Source organism: Nocardioides sp. NPDC057767 (genome assembly GCF_042798275.1).
Lineage (GTDB): Bacteria > Actinomycetota > Actinomycetes > Propionibacteriales > Nocardioidaceae > Nocardioides.
Map to the genome: position 1 here is coordinate 1 of NZ_JBHVKJ010000073.1, position 24,432 is coordinate 24,432.

Annotated in this window: 19 protein-coding genes and 1 riboswitch; of the genes, 11 read left to right on the forward strand and 8 right to left on the reverse strand. The window is 70.4% G+C overall.

Annotated features, from left to right (window positions below; translation table 11 throughout):
* Positions 1 to 208: 208 nt before the first annotated feature.
* Complete coding sequence (locus ACFVDI_RS25675) at positions 209 to 886, forward strand: LysM peptidoglycan-binding domain-containing protein (protein WP_378911632.1); 678 nt, start codon at positions 209 to 211, stop codon at positions 884 to 886.
* A 25-nt stretch (positions 887 to 911) separates the two neighbouring features.
* On the opposite strand, the gene ACFVDI_RS25680 is transcribed toward ACFVDI_RS25675, so the two are convergent.
* A complete protein-coding gene (locus tag ACFVDI_RS25680) occupies positions 912 to 1,748 on the reverse strand; it encodes a helix-turn-helix domain-containing protein (RefSeq protein WP_378911633.1) in 837 nt (278 codons plus the stop codon).
* Positions 1,749 to 1,850: 102 nt separating this feature from the next.
* On the opposite strand from ACFVDI_RS25680, the gene ACFVDI_RS25685 reads away from it, so the two are divergent.
* On the forward strand, positions 1,851 to 2,447 hold the full coding sequence (locus ACFVDI_RS25685; RefSeq protein WP_378911634.1) for an NADPH-dependent FMN reductase: 597 nt from the start codon (positions 1,851 to 1,853) through the stop codon (positions 2,445 to 2,447).
* Positions 2,448 to 2,500: 53 nt separating this feature from the next.
* Here the strand turns inward: ACFVDI_RS25685 and ACFVDI_RS25690 are convergent, their stop codons facing one another.
* The 6 genes from ACFVDI_RS25690 to ACFVDI_RS25715 all read right to left on the reverse strand — a co-directional run bounded on the left by ACFVDI_RS25690 (position 2,501) and on the right by ACFVDI_RS25715 (position 10,112).
* Positions 2,501 to 3,874, reverse strand: a complete 1,374-nt coding sequence (locus ACFVDI_RS25690; RefSeq protein WP_378911636.1) for a dicarboxylate/amino acid:cation symporter — start codon at positions 3,872 to 3,874, stop codon at positions 2,501 to 2,503.
* A 116-nt stretch (positions 3,875 to 3,990) separates the two neighbouring features.
* On the reverse strand, positions 3,991 to 5,505 hold the full coding sequence (locus ACFVDI_RS25695; protein ID WP_378911637.1) for a hypothetical protein: 1,515 nt from the start codon (positions 5,503 to 5,505) through the stop codon (positions 3,991 to 3,993).
* A gap of 1 nt (position 5,506) precedes the next feature.
* Complete coding sequence (locus tag ACFVDI_RS25700; protein WP_378911639.1) at positions 5,507 to 6,016, reverse strand: SigE family RNA polymerase sigma factor; 510 nt, start codon at positions 6,014 to 6,016, stop codon at positions 5,507 to 5,509.
* A 112-nt stretch (positions 6,017 to 6,128) separates the two neighbouring features.
* On the reverse strand, positions 6,129 to 7,655 hold the full coding sequence (locus tag ACFVDI_RS25705) for a hypothetical protein (RefSeq protein WP_378911640.1): 1,527 nt from the start codon (positions 7,653 to 7,655) through the stop codon (positions 6,129 to 6,131).
* A gap of 1 nt (position 7,656) precedes the next feature.
* On the reverse strand, positions 7,657 to 8,160 hold the full coding sequence (locus ACFVDI_RS25710) for a SigE family RNA polymerase sigma factor (RefSeq protein WP_378911641.1): 504 nt from the start codon (positions 8,158 to 8,160) through the stop codon (positions 7,657 to 7,659).
* A 113-nt stretch (positions 8,161 to 8,273) separates the two neighbouring features.
* Entirely contained in the window at positions 8,274 to 10,112 is a 1,839-nt protein-coding gene (locus ACFVDI_RS25715) for a hypothetical protein (protein WP_378911642.1), read from the reverse strand.
* Between the two features lie 150 nt (positions 10,113 to 10,262).
* Here ACFVDI_RS25715 and ACFVDI_RS25720 point away from each other — a divergent pair, with 150 nt between their 5' ends.
* The 5 genes from ACFVDI_RS25720 (at position 10,263) to ACFVDI_RS25740 (ending at position 15,218) form a co-directional block, all read left to right on the forward strand.
* Positions 10,263 to 11,525: a DUF6350 family protein gene (locus ACFVDI_RS25720; RefSeq protein ID WP_378911643.1), complete on the forward strand. Its 1,263-nt coding sequence runs from the start codon at positions 10,263 to 10,265 to the stop codon at positions 11,523 to 11,525.
* A gap of 10 nt (positions 11,526 to 11,535) precedes the next feature.
* Positions 11,536 to 12,147 (forward strand): phosphoribosylglycinamide formyltransferase, encoded by a 612-nt coding sequence (purN, locus tag ACFVDI_RS25725; RefSeq protein WP_378911644.1) that lies wholly within the window; start codon positions 11,536 to 11,538, stop codon positions 12,145 to 12,147.
* Positions 12,148 to 12,157: 10 nt separating this feature from the next.
* Positions 12,158 to 12,235: riboswitch (ZMP/ZTP riboswitch) on the forward strand.
* Between the two features lie 17 nt (positions 12,236 to 12,252).
* On the forward strand, positions 12,253 to 13,848 hold the full coding sequence (purH, locus tag ACFVDI_RS25730) for a bifunctional phosphoribosylaminoimidazolecarboxamide formyltransferase/IMP cyclohydrolase (protein WP_378911645.1): 1,596 nt from the start codon (positions 12,253 to 12,255) through the stop codon (positions 13,846 to 13,848).
* Between the two features lie 152 nt (positions 13,849 to 14,000).
* A complete protein-coding gene (locus ACFVDI_RS25735) occupies positions 14,001 to 14,852 on the forward strand; it encodes a bifunctional methylenetetrahydrofolate dehydrogenase/methenyltetrahydrofolate cyclohydrolase (RefSeq protein WP_378911646.1) in 852 nt (283 codons plus the stop codon).
* A 3-nt stretch (positions 14,853 to 14,855) separates the two neighbouring features.
* Complete coding sequence (locus ACFVDI_RS25740) at positions 14,856 to 15,218, forward strand: DUF3017 domain-containing protein (RefSeq protein WP_378911647.1); 363 nt, start codon at positions 14,856 to 14,858, stop codon at positions 15,216 to 15,218.
* A gap of 58 nt (positions 15,219 to 15,276) precedes the next feature.
* Here the strand turns inward: ACFVDI_RS25740 and ACFVDI_RS25745 are convergent, their stop codons facing one another.
* Complete coding sequence (locus ACFVDI_RS25745; protein ID WP_378911648.1) at positions 15,277 to 16,392, reverse strand: MIP/aquaporin family protein; 1,116 nt, start codon at positions 16,390 to 16,392, stop codon at positions 15,277 to 15,279.
* A gap of 266 nt (positions 16,393 to 16,658) precedes the next feature.
* Between ACFVDI_RS25745 and ACFVDI_RS25750 the strand changes: the two genes are divergently transcribed.
* The 4 genes from ACFVDI_RS25750 to ACFVDI_RS25765 all read left to right on the forward strand — a co-directional run bounded on the left by ACFVDI_RS25750 (position 16,659) and on the right by ACFVDI_RS25765 (position 24,290).
* A complete protein-coding gene (locus ACFVDI_RS25750) occupies positions 16,659 to 18,851 on the forward strand; it encodes an NADP-dependent isocitrate dehydrogenase (RefSeq protein WP_378911649.1) in 2,193 nt (730 codons plus the stop codon).
* 179 nt (positions 18,852 to 19,030) lie between these two features.
* On the forward strand, positions 19,031 to 19,597 hold the full coding sequence (locus ACFVDI_RS25755; RefSeq protein ID WP_328527243.1) for a sigma-70 family RNA polymerase sigma factor: 567 nt from the start codon (positions 19,031 to 19,033) through the stop codon (positions 19,595 to 19,597).
* On the forward strand, positions 19,594 to 20,478 hold the full coding sequence (locus ACFVDI_RS25760) for a hypothetical protein (protein ID WP_378911650.1): 885 nt from the start codon (positions 19,594 to 19,596) through the stop codon (positions 20,476 to 20,478). Before ACFVDI_RS25755 ends, ACFVDI_RS25760 begins: the two co-directional genes overlap by 4 nt.
* A gap of 242 nt (positions 20,479 to 20,720) precedes the next feature.
* Positions 20,721 to 24,290, forward strand: coding sequence for an ATP-binding cassette domain-containing protein (locus ACFVDI_RS25765; RefSeq protein WP_378911652.1), 3,570 nt, complete (start codon positions 20,721 to 20,723; stop codon positions 24,288 to 24,290).
* Positions 24,291 to 24,432: the final 142 nt, after the last annotated feature.

Sequence of the window (24,432 nt, forward strand, 5' to 3'; positions counted from 1 at the left end):
GAATGGTCGCGGGGCGGTCGTGTTTTCGGGGATTGGTTCGATTGGGCACGGGTGAGCGTCCGAACGGATTACTGTGACGGCCATGGCCAAGAGAATGAGGCGTTTGATCTCGGGTGCGGTCGTTGTCGCTGTTTCAGCATCGGTCGCTTCGTCGATCGCCGGTTCGGCCCCGGCGGTGGGCGCATCGACCCAGAGCGCGCACCAGAGCGTGGATCAGGCAAAGACGGAGCGGAAGACCCACACCGTCCAGCCGGGGGAGACCCTCTCCGGCATCGCCGCGAAGTACGGCGTCAAGGTCAGCGACCTCGCGACCTGGAACCAGATCGCCGACCCGGCCAAGATCCGGGCGGGGGCCACGCTGGTGGTGAGCCCACCCGCGAAGCCGGCCGAGAAGACGTACACCGTGGCGCCCGGGGACACCTTCTCCGCCATCGCCGAGAAGTTCGGCGTCGACGTGGGCGAGCTGATGGCGCACAACGGCTACGCGGACCCCACGAAGCTGCTGGCCGGGAGCGAGATCAAGATCCCGGCGGCGAAGCCCAAGCTGAAGAAGTACCAGGTCGTCGCTGGCGACACCTTCTTCAGCATCGGCAAGAAGTTCGGTGTCACCGCCGACGAGCTGATGGCGCACAACGGATACGACGACCCCACCAAGCTGATCGCCGGCACGACGATCGAGATCCCGGCCAAGGCGGACAAGCCCAAGCCCAAGCCGAAGCCCCAGCCCGGCACCGGCGAGACGGTCTACACGACCGTTGCCGGCGACACCTACGCGAGCGTCGCCAAGAAGTTCCGCATCACCGAGGAGGAGCTGCGGATCTACAACGGCCACCGGGCGCCGGACACGTTGCCTGCCGGCTTCAAGCTGTACATCCCGCCGAGCTGATCACTCCCCGCGGATCGGGGTGCGGTCAGACCGCGCGCAGGGCGCCGGAGCGCTGTCGGCGCATCGCATCGAGAGCCTCGGCCGTCGCCTCGTCGGCCGGGATCAGCACCATGATCTGCTGGTTGTCTGCGGCCGGAAGCTCGAGCTCCTCGACGTCGAAGCGCAGCTCGCCGGCGTCTGGGTGGTGCCAGCGCCACACTCCGCCATGCGGCAGCTCGTGGCGGTTCAGCCGATCGGCGAACTCCGGTCCCGCCTGCTCCGAGATGGTGTCGATGAGCCGGCGCGAGGCCCCGGCGGTCGGCCCGCGGTAGAGGTTGGTGACCCGGTCGTCGGCCACCCGGTCCCAGTCGGGAAACGCCTCGCGCGCCCGGGGGTCGAGGAAGACGTACGAGGTCAGGTTGGGCTCCGTCTCGTCGAGCAGGCCGAGCGGCCGCGCCAGCGCCTCGAACCCGGAGGTGTGGGCGAGCAGGTCGCCGAGCCGGTTGGTCAGCACCGCCAGCCCCGGCTCGAACTGCTCCACCACCGCGCGGGCGCCGGGGCGTACGTCACGACCGGTGGAGTACGCCCCGACGCACTGCCCGCTGGAGGCCATAGCCAGCGCGCGCATGTGCTCGCGGGCCGCGGTGTCGAGGCGCAGCGCGTCCCCGATCGCCCGCAGGACCGGTGGCGAGGGGTGGCGGTCGCGGCCCTGCTCGATCCGGACCAGGTATTCGACGCTGATCCCGGCCAGCGTGGCCAGCTCGGAGCGCCGCAGGCCGGGCGCGCGGCGGCGTACGCCGACCGGGAGACCGACACTCTCCGGCGCGGTCTGGTCCCGGCGGTCCCTGATGAACGAGCCGAGGGCTCCCGGGTTGGCAGGCATGGCGCCAAGCCTACGGCGCGGCCGGGCGATGAGGGTGGCCCTGGCGGGGCCAGCCTCGGCTCGGTCTCCCGGCGCCCGCTGATCCGCGTGAACCTGGATGACATGAACGAACCACTACGTATCGCAGTCATTCTCGCCAGCGTCCGGGAGGGCCGTGGCGGCCCGATCTTCGGCTCCTGGATGGCCGAGCAGGCCGAGGCGTACGGCGGTCTCGACGTCGAGCTGATCGACCTGGTCGACCATGAGATCCCGTTGTCCCTGCCCGCCGAGTCGCCCAAGATGGCCGGCGCCGACTACCCACGGCCAGTGGGTCAGGGCGACCTGACCGCGGCCCTCGAGGCCGCCGACGGCTTCGTCATCGTCACGCCCGAGTACAACCACAGCTACCCGGCCTCGTTGAAGTCGGCGCTGGACTGGCACTTCACCCAGTGGCAGGCCAAACCGGTCGCGCTGGTCTCCTACGGTGGCGACAGCGGCGGCCGCCACGCCGCCCTGCACCTGGAGAACGTGCTCACCGAGCTGCACGCCCACCCCCTCCAGGCCCGCCTAGCCTTCCCCCGCTACTGGGAGCGGCTCGACGAGGACGGTCGGCCCGACGACCCGGACTCGGCCGTCTACGCCAAGGCGATGCTGGCTCAGCTCGCCTGGTGGGCCGAGGCGCTGCGGACCGCCCGCTCCGCCGCCTCCTACCCCGGCTGAGACGACAGTGCCCCGGCAGCCACAGCTGCCGGGGCACTGGACCGCATGAATGATCAGGCGGCCACGGCGTCCGCGGGCTCCTCGTCCGTCAGCAGCCCCTCCGCGGAGGCGGAGCGATAGCGGTCGACGTCGAGGATGCCCTCCCGCTTGGCGACGATCGTCGGCACGAGCGCCTGACCGGCGACGTTGACGGCGGTGCGCCCCATGTCGAGGATCGGGTCGATCGCGAGCAGCAGGCCGACACCTGCCAGCGGCAGGCCCAGCGTCGAGAGCGTGAGCGTCAGCATCACGACGGCGCCGGTGAGCCCCGCGGTCGCGGCCGAGCCGACGACCGAGACGAAGGCGATCAGCAGGTAGTCGGTGATGCTCAGGTCGACACCGAAGATCTGGGCGACGAAGATCGCCGAGATCGCCGGGTAGATCGACGCGCAGCCGTCCATCTTGGTCGTGGAGCCCAGCGGGACGGCGAACGAGGCGTACTCCTGCGGGACGCCGAGGTTCTTGACCGTCACCTGCTCGGTCACCGGCATGGTGCCCACCGACGAGCGCGAGACGAAGGCGAGCTGGATGGCGGGCCAGGCACCGCGGAAGTAGGCGATCGGGTTGAGCCCGTGGACGCGCAGCAGCACCGGGTAGACCACGAACAGGACCAGGGCCAGGCCGACGTAGACCGCCACCGCGAACCACGCCAGGGAGCTCAGCGAGTCCCAGCCGTAGGAGGCGACCGCGTTGCCGATCAGGCCGAGGGTGCCGATCGGCGCCAGCCGGATGATCCACCACAGCACCTTCTGCACGATGGCCAGGAAGGAGCGGTTGAAGGCGAGGAACGGCTCGGCCTTCTCGCCGGTCTTCAGCGCCGCGATGCCGATCGCGAGCGCCACCACGAGCACCTGGAGCACGTTGAAGCTCAGCGCGGTCTCCGCGAGCGGGCTCCCGCCGACCTGCTCGACGCTGGTCGACGCCTGGAGACCGAGGAAGTTGCCGGGGATCAGGCCCTGCAGGAAGTCGAGCCACGACGCGGACGCGCCGGTCTCGGCCGCGTCGGCGGTGCTGACCGCGGTGTTGCTGCCCGGCCGGAAGAGCAGCCCCAGGCCGATGCCGATGACGACCGAGATCGCCGCGGTGACGGCGAACCACAGCAGCGTCTGGCCGGCGAGCCGGGCCGCGTTGCTGACCGTGCGGAGGTTGGCGATCGAGGCGACGATGGCCGTGAAGATCAGAGGTACGACGACGGCCTTGAGCAACGCGACGAACGAGTTGCCGATCGTGGCGAGCGTCGTCGTCAGCCAGTTGGCCTCGTCGCCGGTCCCGGGCCCGATCGCTCGCGCGATGGCACCGAGGGCGACGCCGAGGGCGAGGCCGAGAATGATCTGGACCGAGAACGACGGCAGCGGCAGCCGTCGTCGGGTGGTGGCGTCGGTGGACACGAGAGGGCTTCTCCAAGGTCGATGCGGTTCGGGCTCCGATCTGCCCGAACGTCCTGATCAGGAGGTGTCTTCCCGTTCCGGGCGCGTTGTGACAGGAGTCTCCACGCGACCCCGGATCAGCGCAGGTCGCTGATCCCGGCAGTCACCGCCGCCTTCTCGATCGCGAGGATCCGGCCGGGCCAGGAGTCAGGCTGGTCGGGCTGGTAGCACGGGTCATCCTTGTCCCCGGTGCTCGGCGGGCACGGCCCGGCGAGCTCGCCGTAGCCGACCAGGACCAGTCGGGTCTCGTACTCGGCGACCAGCTCCGTCTCGAACCAGATGCTGTCGTCGCCGTCCGACCCGGGGTACGTCGCCTGCGACCGCGCCGCGCGCTTCGGCCCGGCATCGAGGTCGGCGCTGACGTCCCTGGGCAGCGAGGTGACATCGGGGTCGACGCCGAGCTTGTTGGCCGGGCAGACCTCCATCCACTCCATGACCTCGTTGTACGCAGCACCCGCCGCATCCACGTCCGAGAACTCCAGCACGGCCACATGGACCTGGCCGACCATGGCGCGGTCGGTGTCCCAGCGGTAGTCGGTCGCCACCTTGGCCGTGGCGCCGAGGGTGGAGAGCCACTCCTTCTGGCAGGCCAGGGTCGGTACGTCGGGCGTGGGCGTGTAGCGGTTCCAGCCGAGGGCGCTCTCGAAGCGGTCGAGCGCCGGGAGCTCGCCGGCCGCGACCAGGTTGGCATCGCCGAGGCGCCCCTCGGTCGGGGAGACGGTGGGCGTCGGATCGACGGACGGGTCGGTGGACGGGGCACCCGGAGGCGTGGCGCCGACCAGCCGGTAGGCGGCGTTGACCGCGGAGGTCTGCAGGTTGGTGGGCGAGACGTAGTCCTGGACACCGCGCTTGCGGGTCATCACCAGTACCCGGTCCTCAGCGGCCACGACGGCCGTCGCGACCTCCCAGACCGCGTTCATGTCCGGCTCGTCGGGCTGGTACGTCACCACGTCGATGCTGCCGCTGGAGATGACGTCGCCCTCGACCGGCAGCGTGCCGGCCAGCTCCGCCCCGTCCACGGCGGAGCACGAGATCGCGGCGTCGGAGAGGTCGATGCTCACCCTCTCGGCCTCGTCGGCCGAGTCGAACTCGCCGACGACGGCGTTCAGCGTTCCCGCGGCGCCCGCCATCTCAGCGCCGGGTTTCGCGACGAAGTCGCGGCGGAACGTCGTCGCCGCACCGGAGTCACCCAGCGACTCGGTCAGGCACTCGTTGTAGGTGTCGGTGCCCTCGCCGTCGTAGGTCTGCTCCTGGACCCATGCCGGATAGGGGTCGTCGGCGACCAGGTCGTCCTCGGTCGGCAGGTTGGCGCGGGTGAGATCGGACGGGGCGGCGGAGTAAGCCGCGCCGGACTCGGCCGCACTGATGCTGTCGCTCTGTGCCGGGTCGATGCCCTGGTCGCCGATCCCGGTGGAGAGGAAGATTACCGGTCCGGCGACGACGGCGGCCACCGCGGCGGCGCCGGCCGTGACGACGGCACGGGTGCGTCGGCGGATCTGGTCACCCCGCCTCCGGACTTCGGCAGCCGAGCTCATCGGGGCTCCCGGCGAGTCGGCGCGGAACTGGTCCAGGCGTGAGATCGGGTCACTCATCTCAGGCCTCCGTCCAGACGGCACCGGCGCCGGGATTGTCCTCGGCGAGCAGCTCCGCGAGGGCGGCTCGTCCTCGGGCCAGGCGCGCCTTGACGGTGCCGGTGGGGGCGCCGACCTCGGCGGCGACCTGGTGGACCGGCAGGTCGGCGATGTGGTGCAGGACGATGGCCTGGCGCTGGGCTTCAGGAAGCTTCTTCAGGGCCGCGACCAGAGCCACGTGGGACTCGTCGACCCCGGGCATCTCGGTGCGCGCACCGACGGCCCTGTCGGCGGCCCGGCCGGCGTACTTCTTGCGGCGCCAGCGGCCGACGGCGAGGCGGTAGGCGGTGGTGCGTACCCAGGCCTCGGGGTAGTCGACCGAGGACAGCTTGCGCCGGTGCGCCCAGGCGCGGGCGAACGCCTCCTGCACGCACTCGGCCGCCTCGTCGAAGTCGCCGATCATGGCGTACAGCTGAGCACACAGCCGGCGGTACGACGCGTTGTAGAGCGCGTCGAACTCGTCCTCGTCCATCGTTCGCCTCCCCGGCTGGCTCTCCCTGACGCGTCCCCTGACTCCTGCCAGAGCGTCAGTGTCGGCGGTCACGGGCGTGACCGTAAAGTTCAATAGCACCTGGATCCCCTGATCAGCGCAGGTCCACGATGGCCTGGCCCACGGTGGCCTCGACGGTCTGGGCGACACGGTTGTCCCACTCGGTGTAGTCCGAGGCCTCCTCCGGCGGGCAGGCTCTGGTCGGCGGGCAGGGGCCACCGGCCTCGGCGTGGGTGACCAGCACCAGCCGCGTCCCGATCTGGGCGACGGTCTGGTGGTCGTACCAGGTGGCGTCGCAGTCCTGGCCGCCGCAGTCACCGGCGTACTCGGCGAGCGTCTGTGCGGCCCGGTCGATCGCGGGGGTGGAGTCGATCTCGATGGACTCGATCGGCCCGGCTGTGAAGAGCTTCGCGTCGGCCATCGTCGCCGGACAACCGTCGAGCCAGCCGTGGACCGTCTCGTACGCCGCGTCGGCAGCCTGCTTCGTCGCGAACTCCAGCACCGTCACGTTGACCTTGCCGATCTCGCCCGGGTTCTCGAGCCGGAACTCCCGGCTGACCGAGTCGGCGGCCTTCAGCGAGGAGAGCCACGCGCCCTGGCAGTAGAGCGTCGGGGTCGGCTGCGCCGGGACCTGCTGCCAGGTCGCCGACGACTCGCCCTCCAACGGCATCGCCGGCAGGGATGCGGCCGACACGAGCTGGGCGTCGCCGAGGATGTCGGCGGGCGGGGGAGAGGAGGCCGGGTTCGACGCCGGCGCGGACGCCGGCGACGACGTCGATGCGGCCGGCGGCCGGGCACCGACCATCCGGTAGGTGGCGTTGACGGCGGAGGCCCGCAGGTCGGTCGGCGGGACGTAGCTCTGCACGCCACGCTTCCGGGTCATCACCAGCACCCGGTCCTCGACGGTCACGACGGCTGTCGCGACCTCCCAGACCGCGTTCATGTCGGGGTCGTCGGGCTGGTACGTCACCACGCTGATGTCCCCGGCTGTGGCGACGCCGCCCTCGACCGGCAGCGAGCCGGCGGTCTCCGCGTCGTGGTCGGAGCAGCTCGCCGCGGCCTTCGTGAGCTCGGCGCGGGCCGTGTCGGCCTCCTTGGCGGAAGCGAACTCGGCGACGACGGCCTTCAGCGTCCCGGCGGCGTCCGAGAGCTCCTCCCCGGACCGGGGCTGGAAGTCGCGGCGTACCGCAGCGGTCGCCCCCATGTCCTTGAGCGACTCGGGCAGACAGTCGTTGTAGTCGCTCTTGCCCTCGTCGTCGTACGTCTGGTCCTCGACCCACCGCGGATAGGGCTCGTCGACGATCAGGTCGTCCTCGGTCGGAAGATGGGCACGGGTGAGATCTGCCGCAGGCGCCGAGGACGACGGGCTCGGCGCCGTGCTCGGCGTCTGGCTCGGTGCCGGGGCAGGGTCCAGCTCGGTGGCCCGCTCGCCGAACCCGGCGGAGAGGAAGATGATCGGCCCGGCGACGACCGCGGCCAGGGCTACCGCACCGGCGGTGACGATGGCGCGCTGGCGGCGTCGGATCTGATCACCCCGTTGGCGTACCTCGGCTGCGGACTTCATCGGTGCTCCAGGGGTGTCGGCGCGGAACTGGTCCAGACGCGAGATCGGATCACTCATCTCAGGCCTCCTTCCAGACGGCGCCGGGTGTTTCGTCGGCGAGTAGCTCGGCCAGCGTGGCTCGTCCTCGGGCCAGGCGGGCTTTGATGGTGCCGGTGGGGGCGCCGACCTCGGCGGCGACCTGGTGGACCGGCAGGTCGGCGATGTGGTGCAGGACGATGGCTTGGCGCTGGGCTTCGGGGAGCTTCTTGAGCGCGGCGACGAGGGCGACATGCGTCTCGTCGACAGCAGGCATCTCCATCCGGATGCCGACGGCTCGGTCGGTGGCCCGGCCGGCGTACTTCTTGCGGCGCCAGCGGCCCACGGCGAGGCGGTAGGCGGTGGTGCGTACCCAGGCCTCGGGGTAGTCGACCGAGGACAGCTTGCGCCGGTGCGCCCAGGCGCGGGCGAAGGCTTCCTGGACGCACTCGGCGGCCTCGTCGGAGTCGCCGATCATGGCGTACACCTGCGCGCACACGCGGCGGTAGGACGCGTTGTAGAACGCGTCGAACTCGTCCTCGTCCATCGCTTGCCTCCCCCAGACTGGGCGTCACCGATCTGGCCCTGCGCCAGCCTCGATCACTCAGATGCATGAGAGGCAGGTCCGGTTGCATCCGGACGAGAAATACCGAGAACGGCTCAGAGGTAGTCGAGGCGGTACGCAGCGCGCTTGGCGAGCGCGACGAACTCGGAGTTGCTGATGTCGGCGTCACCGTCGGGCACGAAGCTCATCTGGGCGACGTTCGCACCGCGCCGGATCGCGGCCATCCGGTAGTAGATGGAGGAGTTCTCGAGCTCGACCCGGATGTACCACACCGTGATCGCGCCGTCCTTGATGGATTCAGTCGCGAGCTGGCTGACGTGGCTGCCGAGCTGCTTGTCGCTGCACTTGTCCAGCCGGCTCTTGATCGCGACGTTGAACGCCTGCGCCTCCTTGGCGGAGCCGAACTTGCCGACGGTCTCGGTGAGCCCGAAGATCGGGGCGAGCTTCTTCTTCGTCTCGGGGATCACGAAGGAGCGGGTCTGGGCGCCGGACATGCCCTTGGCGTTGAACTCGGTGTTGTCGCAGCGGGTCTGGGCCGGGTTGGTCTTGGCCGCCTTCGCCTCGGTGCCCTCCCACGGGTCACCGATCGTGCTGACCGGAGGAAGATCGGTCTCGTTGATCATTCCGGGCGCCTTGCCGGTGGGGAGCGGGACCACTGTGGCCCGCGGCCGCTTGGTCTCCACGCACGCACCCGCGCCGGGCATCGAGCAGAGCTTGTGGACCGCGGTGCCGAGCATGGTCGAGGTCCTGGCCGCGGTCGTGGTGGACTTGCCCTCGGTCTTCACGGTCACCGCGGCGGTGTGCCGGCCGGTGCGCGCGACGCCGTAGGTGACCGCCCGGCTGTTCTCCCAGTCGCGGTAGGTGAACAGGGTCGCCTGGTCGCCGATGCCCTCGACCGACTCCGTGAACAACAGCTGGTAGCGGGGCTCGGCGCATGCTGCGTACCACCCCTGCATCTTCTTGTACGCAGCAGCCGCCGCCTTCGCGTCGACGGACGACTCGATCGTGGTGCCAGCGCTGGTCGCCTTGGCCTGGGCGGTGAAGGTGCGTGCCAGGCTCGCCGCCGGCCGCTTGTCGGCCGAGGTCTCGGCCTGGCAGGGGATGGTGAGGCCGGTGCCCTCGAGGTTGTCGGAGGAGATGTCGACGGCCCAGGTGCCGCCGTAGATCTTCGCCACCTCGTCCTCGGTCATCAGGTCCTTGGCGGTCAGCTTCTTGCCGGGGATCTGGCTCGGCTCGACCTCGAACTCCTCGGCCGCCGACTGCATCGAGAGCGTGTTGAGCCGGGGCTCGGTCTCGGCGTCCTGGGTGACGAAGAAGCCGGTGCCGACCAGGGCGGCGACGGCCGCGACCGCGCCGATCGCGGTGTGCACCCGGCGGCGTACGGCACCGGCGGTGGTGATCGTGGAGGTCTTCGGCCAGGGCTGCTCGGTGAGCACGTCGACGAGCGGGTCGAAGATGGTCTGCAGCTGCTCCGGAGCGATCCCGAGCTCGGCGCAGATGGCGGCGTTGGCGCCCTGCAGATCGGTCTCGGTGCGGCTGATCGGGGTGCCGACCTCACGGGCCAGCTGGGCCAGGTCGACGCTGGTGAGGTGGCCGAGCAGGAAGACCTTGCGGTCGTGGAGCGGGAGGCTGCGCAGCGCGGAGAGGGTGCTGCGGGCCTCGGGGGCGATCGTCTGGTCGCGGTGGAGCAGCGGGACCGAGTGGTTGCGGATCGCCCTGGACCACGCGATCGGGCGGACCCAGTCCTCACGCTCGAAGTCGTCCATCGGTTTCACCTTGCGCCAGTGGTGCCAGGTGATGACCAGCGCGCCGCGCACGGCGGCCTTGGCGGCCTCCAGGTCCCCGGTCAGCGACCAGGTTTGGAGAAGGAGGCGGCCACGGACGTCCTGATAGAACGCCTCGAAGGTCTCGTGGTCTGCCGTGGTCATGCCCATGTCAGCGGTCAACTGTAGGTGATTCGGTCGAATGAACGGCAATACCCGCAGATGCACAGGCGGGTATCAACCGCTGTGACCAAGCCGGGCACCGGCCTTGGCGGCGCGTCGCCGAGATCGAGCCGACACGGATTGCGAGGATGAGTGGCGATGTCTTCGCTGCTGCCTCCTCGCACCCCTGACCAAGGGCGAGTCGCGGACGATCTCCACGATCTCCGCCACCGCCGCCCGCTGGTCGCGGTCGCCCTGCTGGGCGGCGTCGGCACGGCCGCCTCCACGCTGGTCGTGTGCCTGGCGATCGGCATCCTCGGCTGGTTCATCAGCGACATGGGAGCCCACGGTGAGCCTTCGGACGCCCTGCGTGTCGCGGCCCTCGGCTGGCTGCTCGGCCACGGGTCCGGCGTCCTCGTCTCGGGCGTGGCGGTCACCGTCGTCCCGCTCGGCCTCACCCTCGTCCTCGCCTGGGTCATGTGGCAGGTCGCCGTCCGGGTCGGTGACGCGGTCTCGCTGCACGGACCGGACGCCAACGCCCTCGCCGACGGCGAGCGGGACCTGACCGTCCCGGTCGTGGCCGGGCTCTTCACCCTCGGTTACACGACGGTGGCCGTGGGGGCCGCGGCCGTCGCCGGCACCCCTGCCACCGCGCCGAGCATCGCAGGGGTCTTCGCCTGGGCGGTCGGGCTCTGCGTGGTCGTGGCGCTGCCCGCGATCGCGGTCGGCTCCGGCCGCGCGGCGCTGTGGATCACGCTGCTGCCACGCGCTGCCGTCGACGTGCTGGTGATGGTTCGCTCGATCCTGTTGTGGTGGTTCGCGGTCAGCACCTTGGTGTTCTTCTCGGCGCTCTTCGCCGACTTCACCACCTCGATCAACGTCGTCTCCCAGCTGCATCTCGACCTCGGCGGGATCATCCTCTACTCGCTGCTCGCCGTCCTCGTGCTGCCCAACGCGGTGCTCTTCTCCAGTGCGTACGCCCTGGGCCCGGGGTTCACCGTCGGCGTCGGCACCACGGTGACCCCGACGGCGGTGACCCTCGGTCCGCTGCCGATGTTCCCGATGCTCGCCGCGCTGCCCGACAACGGCGCCCCGCCGGCCTGGGTCGCCGCGGTGATGGCGCTCGGCCCGCTGACCGCCTTCTGGGCCGTCTGCCGCGTCTCTCGGGTCCGACCGGCCCTGCGCTGGTCCGAGGGCGCCCTCCGCGGCGTCAGCGCCGGCGTCGTCGCCGGCCTGCTCCTCGCTGTTGTGTCCGGGGTCGCCGGCGGAGCCGTCGGCCCCGGCCGGATGGCCGACGTCGGGCCGTACGCCGGCCAGGTGCTCGTCAACGCCATCGCCTTCTTCGGTCTCGCCGGCCTGCTTGCCGGGCTTGCGATGACCTGGTGGCACCGGCGTTCCCTTCCCACGGACCCGTCCGCCTAGAGTTCGCAGCATGTCGCTGCGTCTCGTCGTCCTCGTGTCCGGCTCGGGCACCAACCTCCAGGCCCTGCTGGACGCCTGTGCGTCCCCGGAGTACGGCGCCGAGGTCGTCGCGGTCGGGGCCGACCGTGACGGGATCCAGGGGCTGACGCGGGCGACCGACGCGGGGATCCCGACGTTCGTGCACCGGGTCAAGGACTTCGGGTCGCGCGAGGAGTGGGACGCGGCGCTGGCGGAGTCGGTGGCGGCGTACGAGCCTGATCTGGTGGTCTCTGCCGGCTTCATGAAGCTGGTCGGAGCTGCCTTCCTGGAGAGGTTCGGGGGGAAGACGCTCAACACCCACCCGGCGCTGCTGCCGAGCTTCCCGGGGATGCACGGGGCGCGGGACGCGCTGGAGTACGGCGTGAAGGTGACCGGTGCGACGCTGTTCATCGTCGACGCCGGGGTCGACACCGGGATGATCATGGCCCAGGTGACGGTGCCGGTGGAGGACGACGACACCGAGGAGACGCTGCACGAGCGGATCAAGGTCGTCGAGCGCTCGATGCTGGTCGAGTCCGTCGGAAGGATCGCCCGTGAGGGCTACACCGTGGACGGCCGGCGGGTTCGATTCGGGCGCGCCTGAACGGTTAGAGTGACGAGCACACGACTGGCGCAGGTGGGGGACCACCGGGGAGTGTAAAGAGACGGCATCGACCGCCTGGGTGCCCCTCATCGAATTCATCGACCGATGAGGAGTAGGGCTGTGCAGGACCAGATCGCCATCAAGAGGGCCTTGGTGTCCGTCTACGACAAGACCGGTCTCGAGGACCTGGTCCGCGGGCTTCACGACGCCGGGGTCGAGCTCGTCTCCACCGGCGGCTCCGCCGCGCTGATCGAGAAGCTCGGCCTCCCGGTGACCAAGGTCGAGGACCTGACCGGCTTCCCGGAGTGCCTCGACGGCCGGGTGAAGACGCTGCACCCGCGTGTGCACGCCGGCATCCTCGCCGACCGCCGCCTGGAGTCCCACGTCGAGCAGCTCAAGGAGCTCGAGGTGGAGCCGTTCGACCTGGTCGTCTCCAACCTCTACCCGTTCGTGCAGACCGTCGCGTCCGGCGCCGGCCCGGACGAGGTCGTCGAGCAGATCGACATCGGCGGCCCGTCGATGGTCCGCGCCGCCGCCAAGAACCACCCGTCGGTCGCCATCGTGACCAGCCCGGAGCAGTACGCCGACACCCTTGCCGCGCTTGCCGCCGGCGGGTTCACCTATGACCAGCGCAAGGCGCTCGCCGCGGCCGCGTTCGTGCACACTGCGACGTACGACGTCCACGTCGCCTCCTGGATGGGCAACGTGCTCACCGACACCTCCGACGGCTCGGGTTTCCCGGCGTGGGCCGGCGCGACCTGGGACCGCCAGGCGGTGCTGCGCTACGGCGAGAACCCGCACCAGCCGGCCGCGCTCTACCGCTCCGGCTTCGGTCCGGGTGGGCTGGCCGCCGCCGAGCAGCTGCACGGCAAGGAGATGTCCTACAACAACTACGTCGACACCGACGCCGCGCGACGTGCGGCCTACGACCAGGGTGACCAGCCGACCGTCGCGATCATCAAGCACGCCAACCCGTGCGGCGTCGCGGTCGGCGCGGATGTCGCCGAGGCCCACCGCCGCGCCCACGAGTGCGACCCGGTCTCCGCGTTCGGCGGCGTGATCGCCACCAACGTACCGGTCTCGAAGCAGATGGCCGAGCAGGTCGCCGAGGTCTTCACCGAGGTGATCGTCGCTCCTGGTTATGAGGACGGCGCCGTCGAGATCCTCCAGGGCAAGAAGAACATCCGCATCCTCGTCGCCGAGCCGCTCGCGACCACCGGTGTCGAGACCCGGCCGATCAGCGGTGGCCTGCTGATGCAGCACGCCGACACGTTCCAGGCCGAGGGCGACGACCCCGCCAACTGGACCCTGGCCACCGGCGAGGCTGCCGACGAGGCGACCCTGGCCGACCTGGCGTTCGCCTGGAAGGCCGTACGCGCCGCCAAGTCCAACGCGATCCTGCTGGCCCGCGACGGTGCCGCGGTCGGCATCGGCATGGGCCAGGTCAACCGCGTCGACTCCTGCCGCCTGGCCGTCGAGCGCGCCAACACGCTGGCCGAGGGCGCCGAGCGCGCCCGCGGCTCCGTCGCCGCCTCCGACGCCTTCTTCCCCTTCGAGGACGGCCCGCAGATCCTGATCGATGCCGGCGTCAAGGCGATCGTCCAGCCCGGCGGCTCCATCCGCGACGAGCTCACCATCAAGGCGTGCGAGGCGGCCGGGGTGACGATGTACTTCACCGGCACGCGCCACTTCGCGCACTGAGCGCGCCGTATGTTCGTCGAGGTATGCAGCCGATCCGTCACTTCCCACGCGGAACTCCGCGTGGGAAGTGACGGTTTCCCTGCATACCTCGATGAACAGACACAGCCCGCCCACTACGCCGAAACCACAGCCCAGAGTGACAGGATGAAGAAGTGACAGCACAGAAGCTGGACGGCACCGCGACGCTGAAGGCGATCAAGGCCGAGCTCGCCGAGCGGGTCGAGAAGCTCAAGGCCCAGGGGATCACCCCGGGCCTGGGCACGGTGCTGGTGGGCGACGACCCGGGCAGCCGGTGGTACGTCAACGCCAAGCACAAGGACTGCGCCGAGATCGGCATCGAGTCGATCCGGGTGGACCTGCCGGCGACCGCGACGCAGGCGGAGGTGGAGGCGGAGATCGACCGCCTCAACGCCGACCCGGCCTGCACCGGCTTCCTCATCCAGCAGCCGACCGGTCTGGACGAGTTCGCGCTCCTCTCCCGGGTCGCGCCCGAGAAGGACGTCGACGGGCTGCACCCGCACAACCTCGGCAAGCTGGTCCTGGGCGAGGACGGCCCGCTGCCGTGCACCCCGGTGGGCTGCATCGAGCTGCTGCGTCGTCACGGCGTCGAGATCAACGGGGCCGAGGTCGTCGTGGTCGGCCGCGGGCTGACCGTCGGGCGACCGCTGGGTCTCCTGCTGACGCGCCGTTCCGAGAACGCCACGGTCACGCTGTGCCACACCGGCACCCGCGACCTCGCCGCCCACACCCGCAACGCCGACATCGTGGTGGCCGCCGCGGGCGTGCCGGGCATCATCACCAAGGACATGGTCAAGCCGGGCGCGGCCCTGCTGGACGTCGGTGTCTCCCGGGTCGACGGTAAGATCGCAGGAGACCTGGCCGAGGACGTGTGGGACGTGGCTGGCTGGGTGTCTCCGAACCCGGGTGGGGTGGGTCCGATGACACGCGCCATGTTGCTCTCCAATATCGTCCTCAGCGCCGAGAAGGCTCTCGAAAGGCTCTGACACGTGTCCGTCCACCCCCCGCTCAGCCCCACACCGGCGGCTCCCGCACCGGTGGCGGAGGCGCCTGAGCACGACAAGACGGACCCCAAGGACGTACGCAGCTTCCCGTCGACCATCGGCGGGTTCGTCTACCTCGGTGTGCTGACGGCGGCGATCGTCGGTCTCGGGCTCGTCGGCTTCGGCCATTGGCGCGTGGGGATCATCGTCCTCGCCGCCGGGCTGGGGGCTGCGTCGCTGGGGCGTGCGGTGCTGCGTACGAAGGACGCCGGGATGCTGGCGGTGCGCAACCGTTGGTTCGACGTCGTGCTGATGGCGCTGACCGCGGGCGCGCTGTGGATCCTCGCGGTGACCGTCCCGGGCGAGTAGGACCCAGGAACAGCAAGAAGGCCGTCCCGAGGGGGACGGCCTTCTTGCTATCCGCGGATCACTGCTCGATCGGGACCCACTCCTGCTTGGCGTAGTCCCAGCGCCAGCCGTCCTGCTCGTAGACCGGCAGCTCGCCCTCGGCGGTCTGGGTCGGCTGCTGCCAGGCCTGCTGGCCACCGCCGGCGCCACCGGAGACGATGGTGCGGTCGCTGTTCTCCGGGGCCGTAGCCGCCGGGGTGGCGGGCGCGGCGGGTGCCGCGGGCGCGGCCGGAGCAGCCGGAGTTGCGGCAGGGGCAACAGGGGCGGCAGCGGCCGGGGCGGGAGCAGCCGCGGGGGCCGCCGGGGCGACAGCCTGGGAGTCCCAGGCCGGGACGGCCGGGCGCAGGTTGTCGCCGCCGAAGGCGAGGCCGGCCCCGGCGATCTCGGAGCCGTCCTTGTCGAAGAGCAGCGGGTAGACGAGACCGGCGAGCGCGCCGCCGAGGGCCGGGACGATGAGGAAGATCGGGAGGTTGGCCAGTGCGTCGGTGCCCGAGAAGAGCGCGGGGCCGAACGAGCGGGCGGGGTTGACCGAGGTGCCGGTCAGCGGGATGCCGACGAAGTGGATCGCGGCCAGCGCCAGGCCGATGGCGAGCGGCGCGGCGGCGGCGTTGGTGCCGGCCCGAACGTCGGTGACGCCGAGAATCACGAAGACGAAGATGAAGGTGAGGATCAGCTCGACCAGGATCGCGCCGACGATGCCGGTGCCGGCTCCGTCGCCGAAGCTGTTGGCGCCGAGGCCACCGTCGTTCCAGGAGTTGTAGCCCGTGGAGAGCGCGATGAGGAACAGCGCGATCGCGCCGATGATCGCGCCGACGAACTGAGCACCGATGTAGGCGCCTGCGTCCTTCCAACTGATCCGGCCCGCCGTGGCCACGCCGAGGGTCACCGCAGGGTTGAAGTGGCCGCCGGAGATGCGGCCGAAGGTGTAGGCGCCCATCACCACGGCGATACCGAAGGCCAGCCCGACCGCGACGACCTCGAGTCCCCAGGTCGGTCGCTCGGCGTGGCCGGCGCCAGCCACCACCGCGATGACGGAACCGCAGCCGATGAACACGAGGATGAAGGTGCCGATGACCTCGGCTGCCATCTTCTGGATGAAGGTCGGCTCAGCGGCCGACAGTGATTCCTCAGTCATGTCCCCTTTAACCCTTCAATGTCTGTTGACGTCGGTCAGACCCATCGACACCCGAGAAGCACTCAGGCATCAGCAGTCACCTGAACAACAAGGAGGTGTTGACACACAGTAACTCTTTTGCGACACCACTTCGTGGTGCTTAGGTAGGGCGGGGCGGCGTCGCATCGGGGATCAGGTATCTTGACGTCAAGGCACTTTCATGTCCGGGGTCCCCGACCTAAGTCCGCAGCACCGCAGATCGCAACTTGTCAGGAGTAGCCACACCCATGGCCGCACGAATCATCTACACCCACACCGACGAGGCGCCGCTGCTCGCGACGTACTCCTTCCTTCCGATCGTCTCGGCCTTCGCGGCCAAGGCGGGCGTCGAGGTCGAGACGCGTGACATCTCGGTGGCCGCGCGCATCCTGGCGCAGTTCGGCCTGGCCGACGACGCGCTGGGCGAGCTCGGTGACCTGGCGAAGACGCCGGAAGCCAACATCGTCAAGCTGCCCAACATCTCCGCCTCCATCCCGCAGCTGAAGGCCGCGATCAAGGAGCTGCAGGAGAAGGGCTACGAGATCCCCGACTACCCCGAGGCGCCCAGCACGCCCGAGGAGGAGGAGATCCGGGCGAAGTACGACAAGGTCAAGGGCTCCGCGGTCAACCCGGTCCTGCGTGAGGGCAACTCCGACCGTCGTGCGCCGGGCTCGGTCAAGGCGTACGCCAAGGCCCACCCGCACACCAACAAGCCGTTTGCCGACAACTCGAAGACGACCGTCGCCACCATGGGCGCCCATGACTTCAAGTCCAACGAGAAGTCCGTCACCCTGCCGGCCGACGACACCCTCTCCATCGTGCTCGAGAAGGCTGATGGCGAGACGGTGACGCTGCTCGCCGAGCTCCCGGTGCTCGAGGGCGAGATCGTGGACGCGACGTACATGTCGGTGGCCAACCTGCACGCCTTCCTCGAGAACGCCCTCGCCAAGGCCAAGGCCGACGACGTGCTGTTCTCGCTGCACCTCAAGGCCACGATGATGAAGGTCTCCGACCCGATCATCTTCGGCCACGTCGTGAAGGCCTACTTCTCGGACGTCTTCGAGAAGTACGGTGCCGACCTCGCGGCCGCGGGCCTGTCCGCCAACGACGGCCTGGGTGCGATCCTGTCGGGTCTGTCCGGCCTGGAGAAGGGCGCCGAGATCGAGGCCGCCTTCAAGGCCGCGATCGAGGCCGGCCCGCGCCTGTCCTACGTCAACTCCGACAAGGGCATCACCAACCTGCACGTTCCCTCCGACGTCATCATCGACGCCTCGATCCCGGCGCTGGTCCGTAACGGCGGCAAGCTCTGGGGCGTCGACGGTGGCGAGGACGACACCCTCGCGGTGATCCCGGACTCCTCCTACGCCGGCGTCTACCAGACCGTCATCGAGGACGTGAAGAAGAACGGCCCGCTCGACCCGGCCACGATCGGCACCGTCCCCAACGTCGGTCTGATGGCGCAGAAGGCCGAGGAGTACGGCTCCCACGACAAGACCTTCCAGATCGAGGCCGCCGGCACCGTCCGTGTGCTGAACAAGGCCGGCGACGTGCTGATCGAGCACGACGTCGAGGCCGGCGACATCTGGCGCGCCTGCCAGACCAAGGACATCCCGATCCGCGACTGGGTCAAGCTCGCCGTCAGCCGTGCCCGCGACTCCAAGACCCCGGCCATCTTCTGGCTCGACGAGTCGCGCGCCCACGACGCCGAGCTCATCAAGAAGGTCACGACCTACCTCACGGAGCACGACACCGAGGGGCTCGAGATCAAGATCCTCTCGCCCGAGCTCGCCACGGCGTACTCGCTCCAGCGCCTGCGCAACGGCGAGGACACGATCTCGGTCACCGGTAACGTGCTGCGTGACTACAACACCGACCTGTTCCCGATCCTCGAGGTCGGTACGTCGGCGAAGATGCTCTCCATCGTCCCGCTGATCGCCGGCGGCGGTCTGTTCGAGACCGGTGCGGGTGGCTCGGCGCCGAAGCACGTGCAGCAGCTGGTCGAGCAGGACTACCTCCGCTGGGACTCGCTGGGCGAGTTCTTCGCGTTGGTGCCCTCGTTCGAGAAGTACGCCGAGCAGGCCTCTGCCCCGGCCGCGAAGGTGCTCGCCGGTGCCCTCGACCGGGCGACCGCGACCTTCCTCGAGAACGACCGCTCCCCGGGTCGCAAGCTCGGCACCACCGACAACCGCGGCTCGCACTTCTACCTCGGCCTCTACTGGGCCCAGGAGCTTGCCACGCAGACCGAGGACACCGAGCTCGCCGCGGCCTTCAAGGGCCTCGCCGAGACCCTCTCCGCCAACGAGGACAAGATCGTCGAGGAGCTCCTCGCGGTCCAGGGCAAGCCCGCCGACATCGGCGGCTACTACATGCCCGACGCCGAGAAGGTCACCGCCGTGATGCGTCCCTCCGCGACGCTCAACGAAGCGATCGACTCTCTCTGACCAGCTGCGCGTGAGGGCGGCCCGGCACGAACCCGTGCCGGGCCGCCCTGCGTTTCGAGCTGCTGTCGACAGGCCGATGGCCACGGTGGAGTGGCCGACGATGCAGACGCCGTGATCGCGGGGCGTACGACGTGGCCCGTACGGTGACACATCCATCCGTCAGCGGACATGTGAAGGGTATGGGACACAACGAGAACAGCCCGCCGAGTCACGAGGCGGCCTTCACGCGCCTCTACGAAGGAACGTACGCCGACCTGCGCAGGTTCATCGAGCGTCGTGTGCACCCCTCCCACGCCGAGGACGTGCTCGCGCAGGTCTACCTGGTCGCCTGGCGACGGTACGCCGAGGTCCCGGGGGTGCACGACGAACAACGGGCGTGGCTCTTCGGAGTCGCCCATCGCACTCTGAGCAACGAGTATCGGGCGGCAGAACGGCGGCAGCAGCTGACGCTTCGGGTCGCCGACGCCCAGCTGGTCGGCCCGGGAACGGTCGGGCTCGAGCCGGACCTGGTGGCAGCACGTGTCGATCTCGCCACTGCCTGGCGACGGCTCAGTCCGGTCCACCAGGAGGCCATCGCGCTCACCGTCTGGGACAGCCTGACCACCCGCCAGGCGGCCGAGGTCCTGGGTATCTCGCCGGTGGCCTACCGCCTGCGGCTGAGCCGCGCCCGACGCGCCTTGCGTGCCCTCGCCGCGGCGTGCCCCCAACCCGTCACTCCCGCCGCTACCGCAAGGAGCTCCTCATGAACACCGATCGTGTGCTCCGCACCCTCGATCCCGCTGTCACCCCGGAGGCACTCGATGTGGCCCGTGATCCGGCGGCCCAGGATCTGTTGGCCCGGATCGCGGCTCACGACGCACAGGTCGCCGAGCCGGCAGGGTCGGCCGCGGAACCTGTCGCGCCGCGTACCCGAGTCAACCGGCGACGTGTCGGGCTCGCGCTCGCCGTGACCGCGGCGGCAGCGGCTGCCGCCATCGCGGCTCCCAGCGTTCTCGGTGGGCCGGCCCCCGCGGCGGCGTGGACACCGGCCCCGTCACCGCTCACGGCGGCCGAGACCGAGGACGCGGCACAAGCCTGCGTCGGCGGATTCTGGGACTTCCTGCCCGGTCGCCAGGGCCCGGAGATGAAGACGTACGTCGCGGAGCGTCGCGGCGGGTGGACACTTGTCTATCTCGCCACCCCCGACGGGCTCACGGAGGCGGTGTGCATGCTCCGCAACGGTGAGCCAGCCGGCCTCTACGGCCAAACGCCGGGCGGTCCCGGAGCTGAACCGGTCGCGGTCGACGCCGATGGCGCACTCGGCAGCATCGGTGGCGTGATGGGCAACGACACCGAGAGCCAGCGGTCGTCTACAGGCCTTGTCGGGTCGGACGTCGTCGGCCTGGTCCTGCACACAGAAGCTCAGGGCGCCGTGACCGCCACCGTCAACGACGGGCACTACGCCGCCTGGTGGCCGGATGATCCGATCACCGAGGCCTCGGAGAACGCTCGCGCGACGCCCGAGTTCAGCCACGTCACGCTCACCCTGCGCGATGGCAGCACCCGGCAGGTGAGAGTGGACGAGTTCACCGGGATAGCCATGGAGTCGCTGACGACTCCGGATGAAGGAGGCTCCGTCGAGGAGTGACGGCCCATAGGGTCGGCGTCCCGTGAGCCGTTCGACTCCTTCTGATCGACCGGCGGCCCGCCACGGAATCGTCCGTGCCGGGCCGTCGCACGGTGTCCGGACGCCTTCCGGGCAGAGGTGACTTTGCTCTCCAGATCTTTCTTCTGATCCCGATAAGTCCAGGTCAGCATGGTGTTTGCTGTCGGGGTGGGGCGGAAAACCTTTAGGCAAGTGTCGGTGGTCGCGCCTACCGTGATCTATTGATGACTGCGACCCTCTCGACTCCGCCCGCGCCCACCTCAGGCAAGGCTCTCGGAGTTCCCGCCACCCCTGCCGACCCGAGTCGTCAGGTCGACTGGCGACGCCTGAAAGGGCCGGTGACGGTCGCCGCGCTGCTGGCTCTGGCGGTCGCCATGGTGGCCCAGTCGATCGGCACGGTCGTGGCCGGACGGCTGGCGGAGAACCCGACCGCCACCCTGGTCGGCTGGCTGGCGCTGTGCGTGATCGGTGCCTCGCTGATCGACTCGACCGCCAAGATCGCCTGGGTCGGGGTCTCCGACCGGGTCGAGGGCAAGCTGCGCGAGGACGTCCTCCAGGCCGCCTTGCGGCAGCCGCTGTCCGAGCTGAGCGAGCAGGCTGTCGGCGAGATCCTCGACCGGGTGGACGACGACTCCCACGAGGTCGGCAACCTGCTGCGCTGGCAGCTGTGGATGCTCTTCCGCTCGGTCTTCGCGGCGCTGCCGATGTGGATCGTGGCCAGCTTCACCTGGTGGCCGGCGGCGATCCTGTTCCCGCTCCTGGCCGCGGTGACCTGGTTCGTCATCCGGGGCCTGCTGGGCCAGATCTCCCGGCTCAAGGTCATCGAGGAGGCGTCCTGGACCGACCATGCCGCCGTGCTCGAGGAGGGCATCGCGGGGCGTGACGACCTGCGTACGAGCCTGGGCCAGGACCACGTGGTCGCCCGGGTGGCGCGGCTGTCGGCGACGGTGCACGAGAAGTTCCGCGCCGTGGTCACCGTCGAGGCGAAGGTCGGCCGCCGCGCCGGCGTGCTGCTCCACTCGCTGCTGGCCGGTATCGGCCTGGCCGGGGTGGCGCTCGCCGCGACGGATCGGCTCGGGATCAGCGCGCTGGTGACGCTGTTCCTGGTCACGAGCACGTTCGTCGGCCAGATCGCGATGCTCGCCAACCACCTCCCCGACATCCAGGCCGGCCTGGGCGCGGTCATCCGGCTGCGCCAGATGATGGCCGCCGAGCCGGAGCCCGAGGGTGGCGAGCCGGTGCCCGGTGGAGGAGCGCTCGAGGTCGACCTTCGCGACCTGACCTTCTCCTACGCCGAGGGCACCTTCGCCCTCCAGGGCATCTCGCTCACCGTGCCCGCCGGCGACACCATCGCTCTGGTCGGCCGCACCGGCTCGGGCAAGTCGACGCTCGCCTCGCTGCTCTCCCGGGCCGTCGAGCCGCCGCGTGGCTCGGTGTTCCTGGGTGGCGTGGACGTGCGCGACCTCGACCTGCAGCAGTTGCGCGCCTCCGTGGGCGTGGTGACGCAGCGTACGGAGATCCTGGCCGGCACGCTCGCGGAGAACATCGCGCTCTTCGACGACTCACGTCCGCGCGAGGACATCGAGCGGGCCGTTGCCCGGCTGGGGCTCTCGGAGTGGGTCGCGGGTCTGCCCGAAGGCCTCGACACGCTGCTCGGCCCCGGTGGCACGTCGCTGTCGGCGGGGGAGGAGCAGCTGGTCGCCTTCGCCCGGCTGCTGGTGCGCGACGTACGGGTGGTCGTCCTCGACGAGGCGACCGCGCGGATGGACCCGCTCACCGAGCGTCGGGTGGTGGCGGCCGCCGATCGGCTGCTGACCGGACGCACGGGCATCCTGATCGCCCATCGGCTCTCCACGATCGAGCGGGCGCCGCACGTGGCCGTGCTCGACCACGGCCGGGTGATCCAGCACGGCCTGCGGGCCTCGCTGGCGACCGCCCCCGGGCCGTTCCGCGACCTCCTCGAGGCCAGCCGGACCGATCACCACGACTCGCCCTCGCCGGACGCCAAGCCTGTCGACCACTCCACCCTCGACCATGTCGCGGAGGGCAGTGCCGGCGGGGTGGGCGGCAAACGCCGATCGGGTTCTCCGCCAGACCTCCCGGAGGTCGGCACCGGTCCGTCGCTCGCGCGCGGCATGCTGCACGTCCTGTTCCTGCGCCCCGAGTGGGGAGTCGCGGGTGCGCTGCTCTTCCTGTTCGCGTCGATGACCGGTGCGCAGGGTGCCTTCACGGGGCTCCTGTGGGGTCGGATCGTCGAGTCGCTGCAGGGCGGCGGCAGTCCGACCGTGCTGTCGGTGCTGCTGGTGGTCAGCCTGCTGGCGGCGCCGCTGATGCTCGCCGACGCCTTCTACCGCTACCCGCGCTGGTGGATCGAGGTCATGCTGCGTGCCCGGATGGCAGTGCTCTACGGACAGACCCGGCAGCACCGCCTGACGCGCACGCCGCCGGGTGAGGTCGTCGCGCGGTCGATGGACGCTGACCGCTACGCCCGCTACGCCGACCGCTGGGTCGACTTCGTCAACGGTCTGGTGATCGCGACGATCACGGCCCTGCTCGCCGGCACCGCGCTCGCGGGCGCCGTGCTCCTGGTCGTCATGGTCGCCTCGGCGCTGGCCTCCGCGGTCGGCCGGCCGATCGCCGGCCGCTCGGCCGCAGCCTCCTCCGCCGCGCGTGCCCGGTTCGGGCGCGCGGTGGTCTCGGCGCTGGAGTCCGTGCGCACGGTGAAGCTGGCCGCGGCCACGCCGCAGGTCCACGCCCACCTGCAGCACGTGGACTCGGGCCGGGTCGAGGCAGCGGTGAAGGAGCACCGGGTGCAGGCGTTCCTCGACGGCGTTCCCGCGCTGATGGTGCAGTGCGGGGTCGTGGCTGCCTGGGGCATCTACTTCGGCGGCGGCTGGGGCCTGGCCACGGCGCTGCTGGTGGCCAACGCGGTCTCGGGCTTCGACTGGTTCGGCCGCGTGGCCGGCATGGTCGTCACCGAGGCTCCTGGCACCCGCGCGTGGCAGAAGGAGACCAGCCGGTTCGCTGGTGGTCGGGACCTGATGGACCTTCCGCCGGGCGTCGACCTGGTCTCCGGCGCCGCGCCGGATCCGGGCCCGGTCGACCAGGTGCCGCTCGAGTCACTGGAGCTCTCGGCCCTGTCGGCGGTCCACGACGACGGCACGATCGGCGTCTCGGACGTCTCGCTCACCATCGAGCGCGGCGAGCTGGTGCTGCTCGTCGGCCAGGTCGGTTCCGGCAAGTCGTCGCTGCTGGCGTCGCTGGCCGGCCTCATCGAGCACACCGGCACGATCCGGTGGAACGACGAGTTGGTCGAGGACCCGCAGGCCTTCCTCCGGCCCGGCCAGGTCGCCTACGTCGCCCAGGTGCCGCGGGTGCTCTCGGGCACCTTCTCCGACAACATCCGTCTGGGTCACGACCGGCCCTTCGACAGCCCGGTCGCCGACGCGCGACTCGAGCTCGACGTCAAGGAGGCGGGCGGCGCGGACGCGATCGTCGGTCACCGTGGCGTACGCCTCTCCGGGGGGCAGGTCCAGCGCCTCGCCCTGGCGCGAGCGCTGGCCGCCGACACCGAGCTGCTCCTGGCCGACGACGTCTCCAGCGCGCTCGATGCGGCCACCGAGATCGAGCTCTGGCGGGCGCTCCGCGACCGGCACACGACGGTCATCGGAGCCACCTCGAAGCGGGCGGCTCTGGCTCAGGCCGACCGCGTCGTCGTCATGGTCGACGGCGAGATCGCGGCTGTTGGTCCGTGGACCGAGCTGGCCCCGGCCTGGTCCCACCTCGCCGGCTGACTCCCGCCGAATCGGTAGTTGTGGCGACCGAGTCGGTAGCTGTGCCGGCCGAGTCGTGAGTTGTGGGCGACGAAACGACCTTCGGCGGCATCCGCGACTACCTGCGCAGCCTGGTCGACGAGGCCCGGCGCACCGGCTACAC

Excerpts from the sequence above, each read along its gene's own strand:
- ACFVDI_RS25680 (WP_378911633.1), bottom strand. The coding sequence starts at position 1,748 with ATGCCTGCCAACCCGGGAGCCCTCGGCTCGTTCATCAGGGACCGCCGG.
- ACFVDI_RS25685 (WP_378911634.1), top strand. The coding sequence starts at position 1,851 with ATGAACGAACCACTACGTATCGCAGTCATTCTCGCCAGCGTCCGGGAG.
- ACFVDI_RS25695 (WP_378911637.1), bottom strand. The coding sequence starts at position 5,505 with ATGAGTGACCCGATCTCACGCCTGGACCAGTTCCGCGCCGACTCGCCG.
- ACFVDI_RS25700 (WP_378911639.1), bottom strand. The coding sequence starts at position 6,016 with ATGGACGAGGACGAGTTCGACGCGCTCTACAACGCGTCGTACCGCCGG.
- ACFVDI_RS25705 (WP_378911640.1), bottom strand. The coding sequence starts at position 7,655 with ATGAGTGATCCGATCTCGCGTCTGGACCAGTTCCGCGCCGACACCCCT.
- ACFVDI_RS25710 (WP_378911641.1), bottom strand. The coding sequence starts at position 8,160 with ATGGACGAGGACGAGTTCGACGCGTTCTACAACGCGTCCTACCGCCGC.
- ACFVDI_RS25715 (WP_378911642.1), bottom strand. The coding sequence starts at position 10,112 with ATGGGCATGACCACGGCAGACCACGAGACCTTCGAGGCGTTCTATCAG.
- ACFVDI_RS25720 (WP_378911643.1), top strand. The coding sequence starts at position 10,263 with ATGTCTTCGCTGCTGCCTCCTCGCACCCCTGACCAAGGGCGAGTCGCG.
- purN (WP_378911644.1), top strand. The coding sequence starts at position 11,536 with ATGTCGCTGCGTCTCGTCGTCCTCGTGTCCGGCTCGGGCACCAACCTC.
- purH (WP_378911645.1), top strand. The coding sequence starts at position 12,253 with ATGAGGAGTAGGGCTGTGCAGGACCAGATCGCCATCAAGAGGGCCTTG.
- ACFVDI_RS25745 (WP_378911648.1), bottom strand. The coding sequence starts at position 16,392 with ATGACTGAGGAATCACTGTCGGCCGCTGAGCCGACCTTCATCCAGAAG.
- ACFVDI_RS25750 (WP_378911649.1), top strand. The coding sequence starts at position 16,659 with ATGGCCGCACGAATCATCTACACCCACACCGACGAGGCGCCGCTGCTC.
- ACFVDI_RS25755 (WP_328527243.1), top strand. The coding sequence starts at position 19,031 with ATGGGACACAACGAGAACAGCCCGCCGAGTCACGAGGCGGCCTTCACG.
- ACFVDI_RS25760 (WP_378911650.1), top strand. The coding sequence starts at position 19,594 with ATGAACACCGATCGTGTGCTCCGCACCCTCGATCCCGCTGTCACCCCG.
- ACFVDI_RS25765 (WP_378911652.1), top strand. The coding sequence starts at position 20,721 with ATGACTGCGACCCTCTCGACTCCGCCCGCGCCCACCTCAGGCAAGGCT.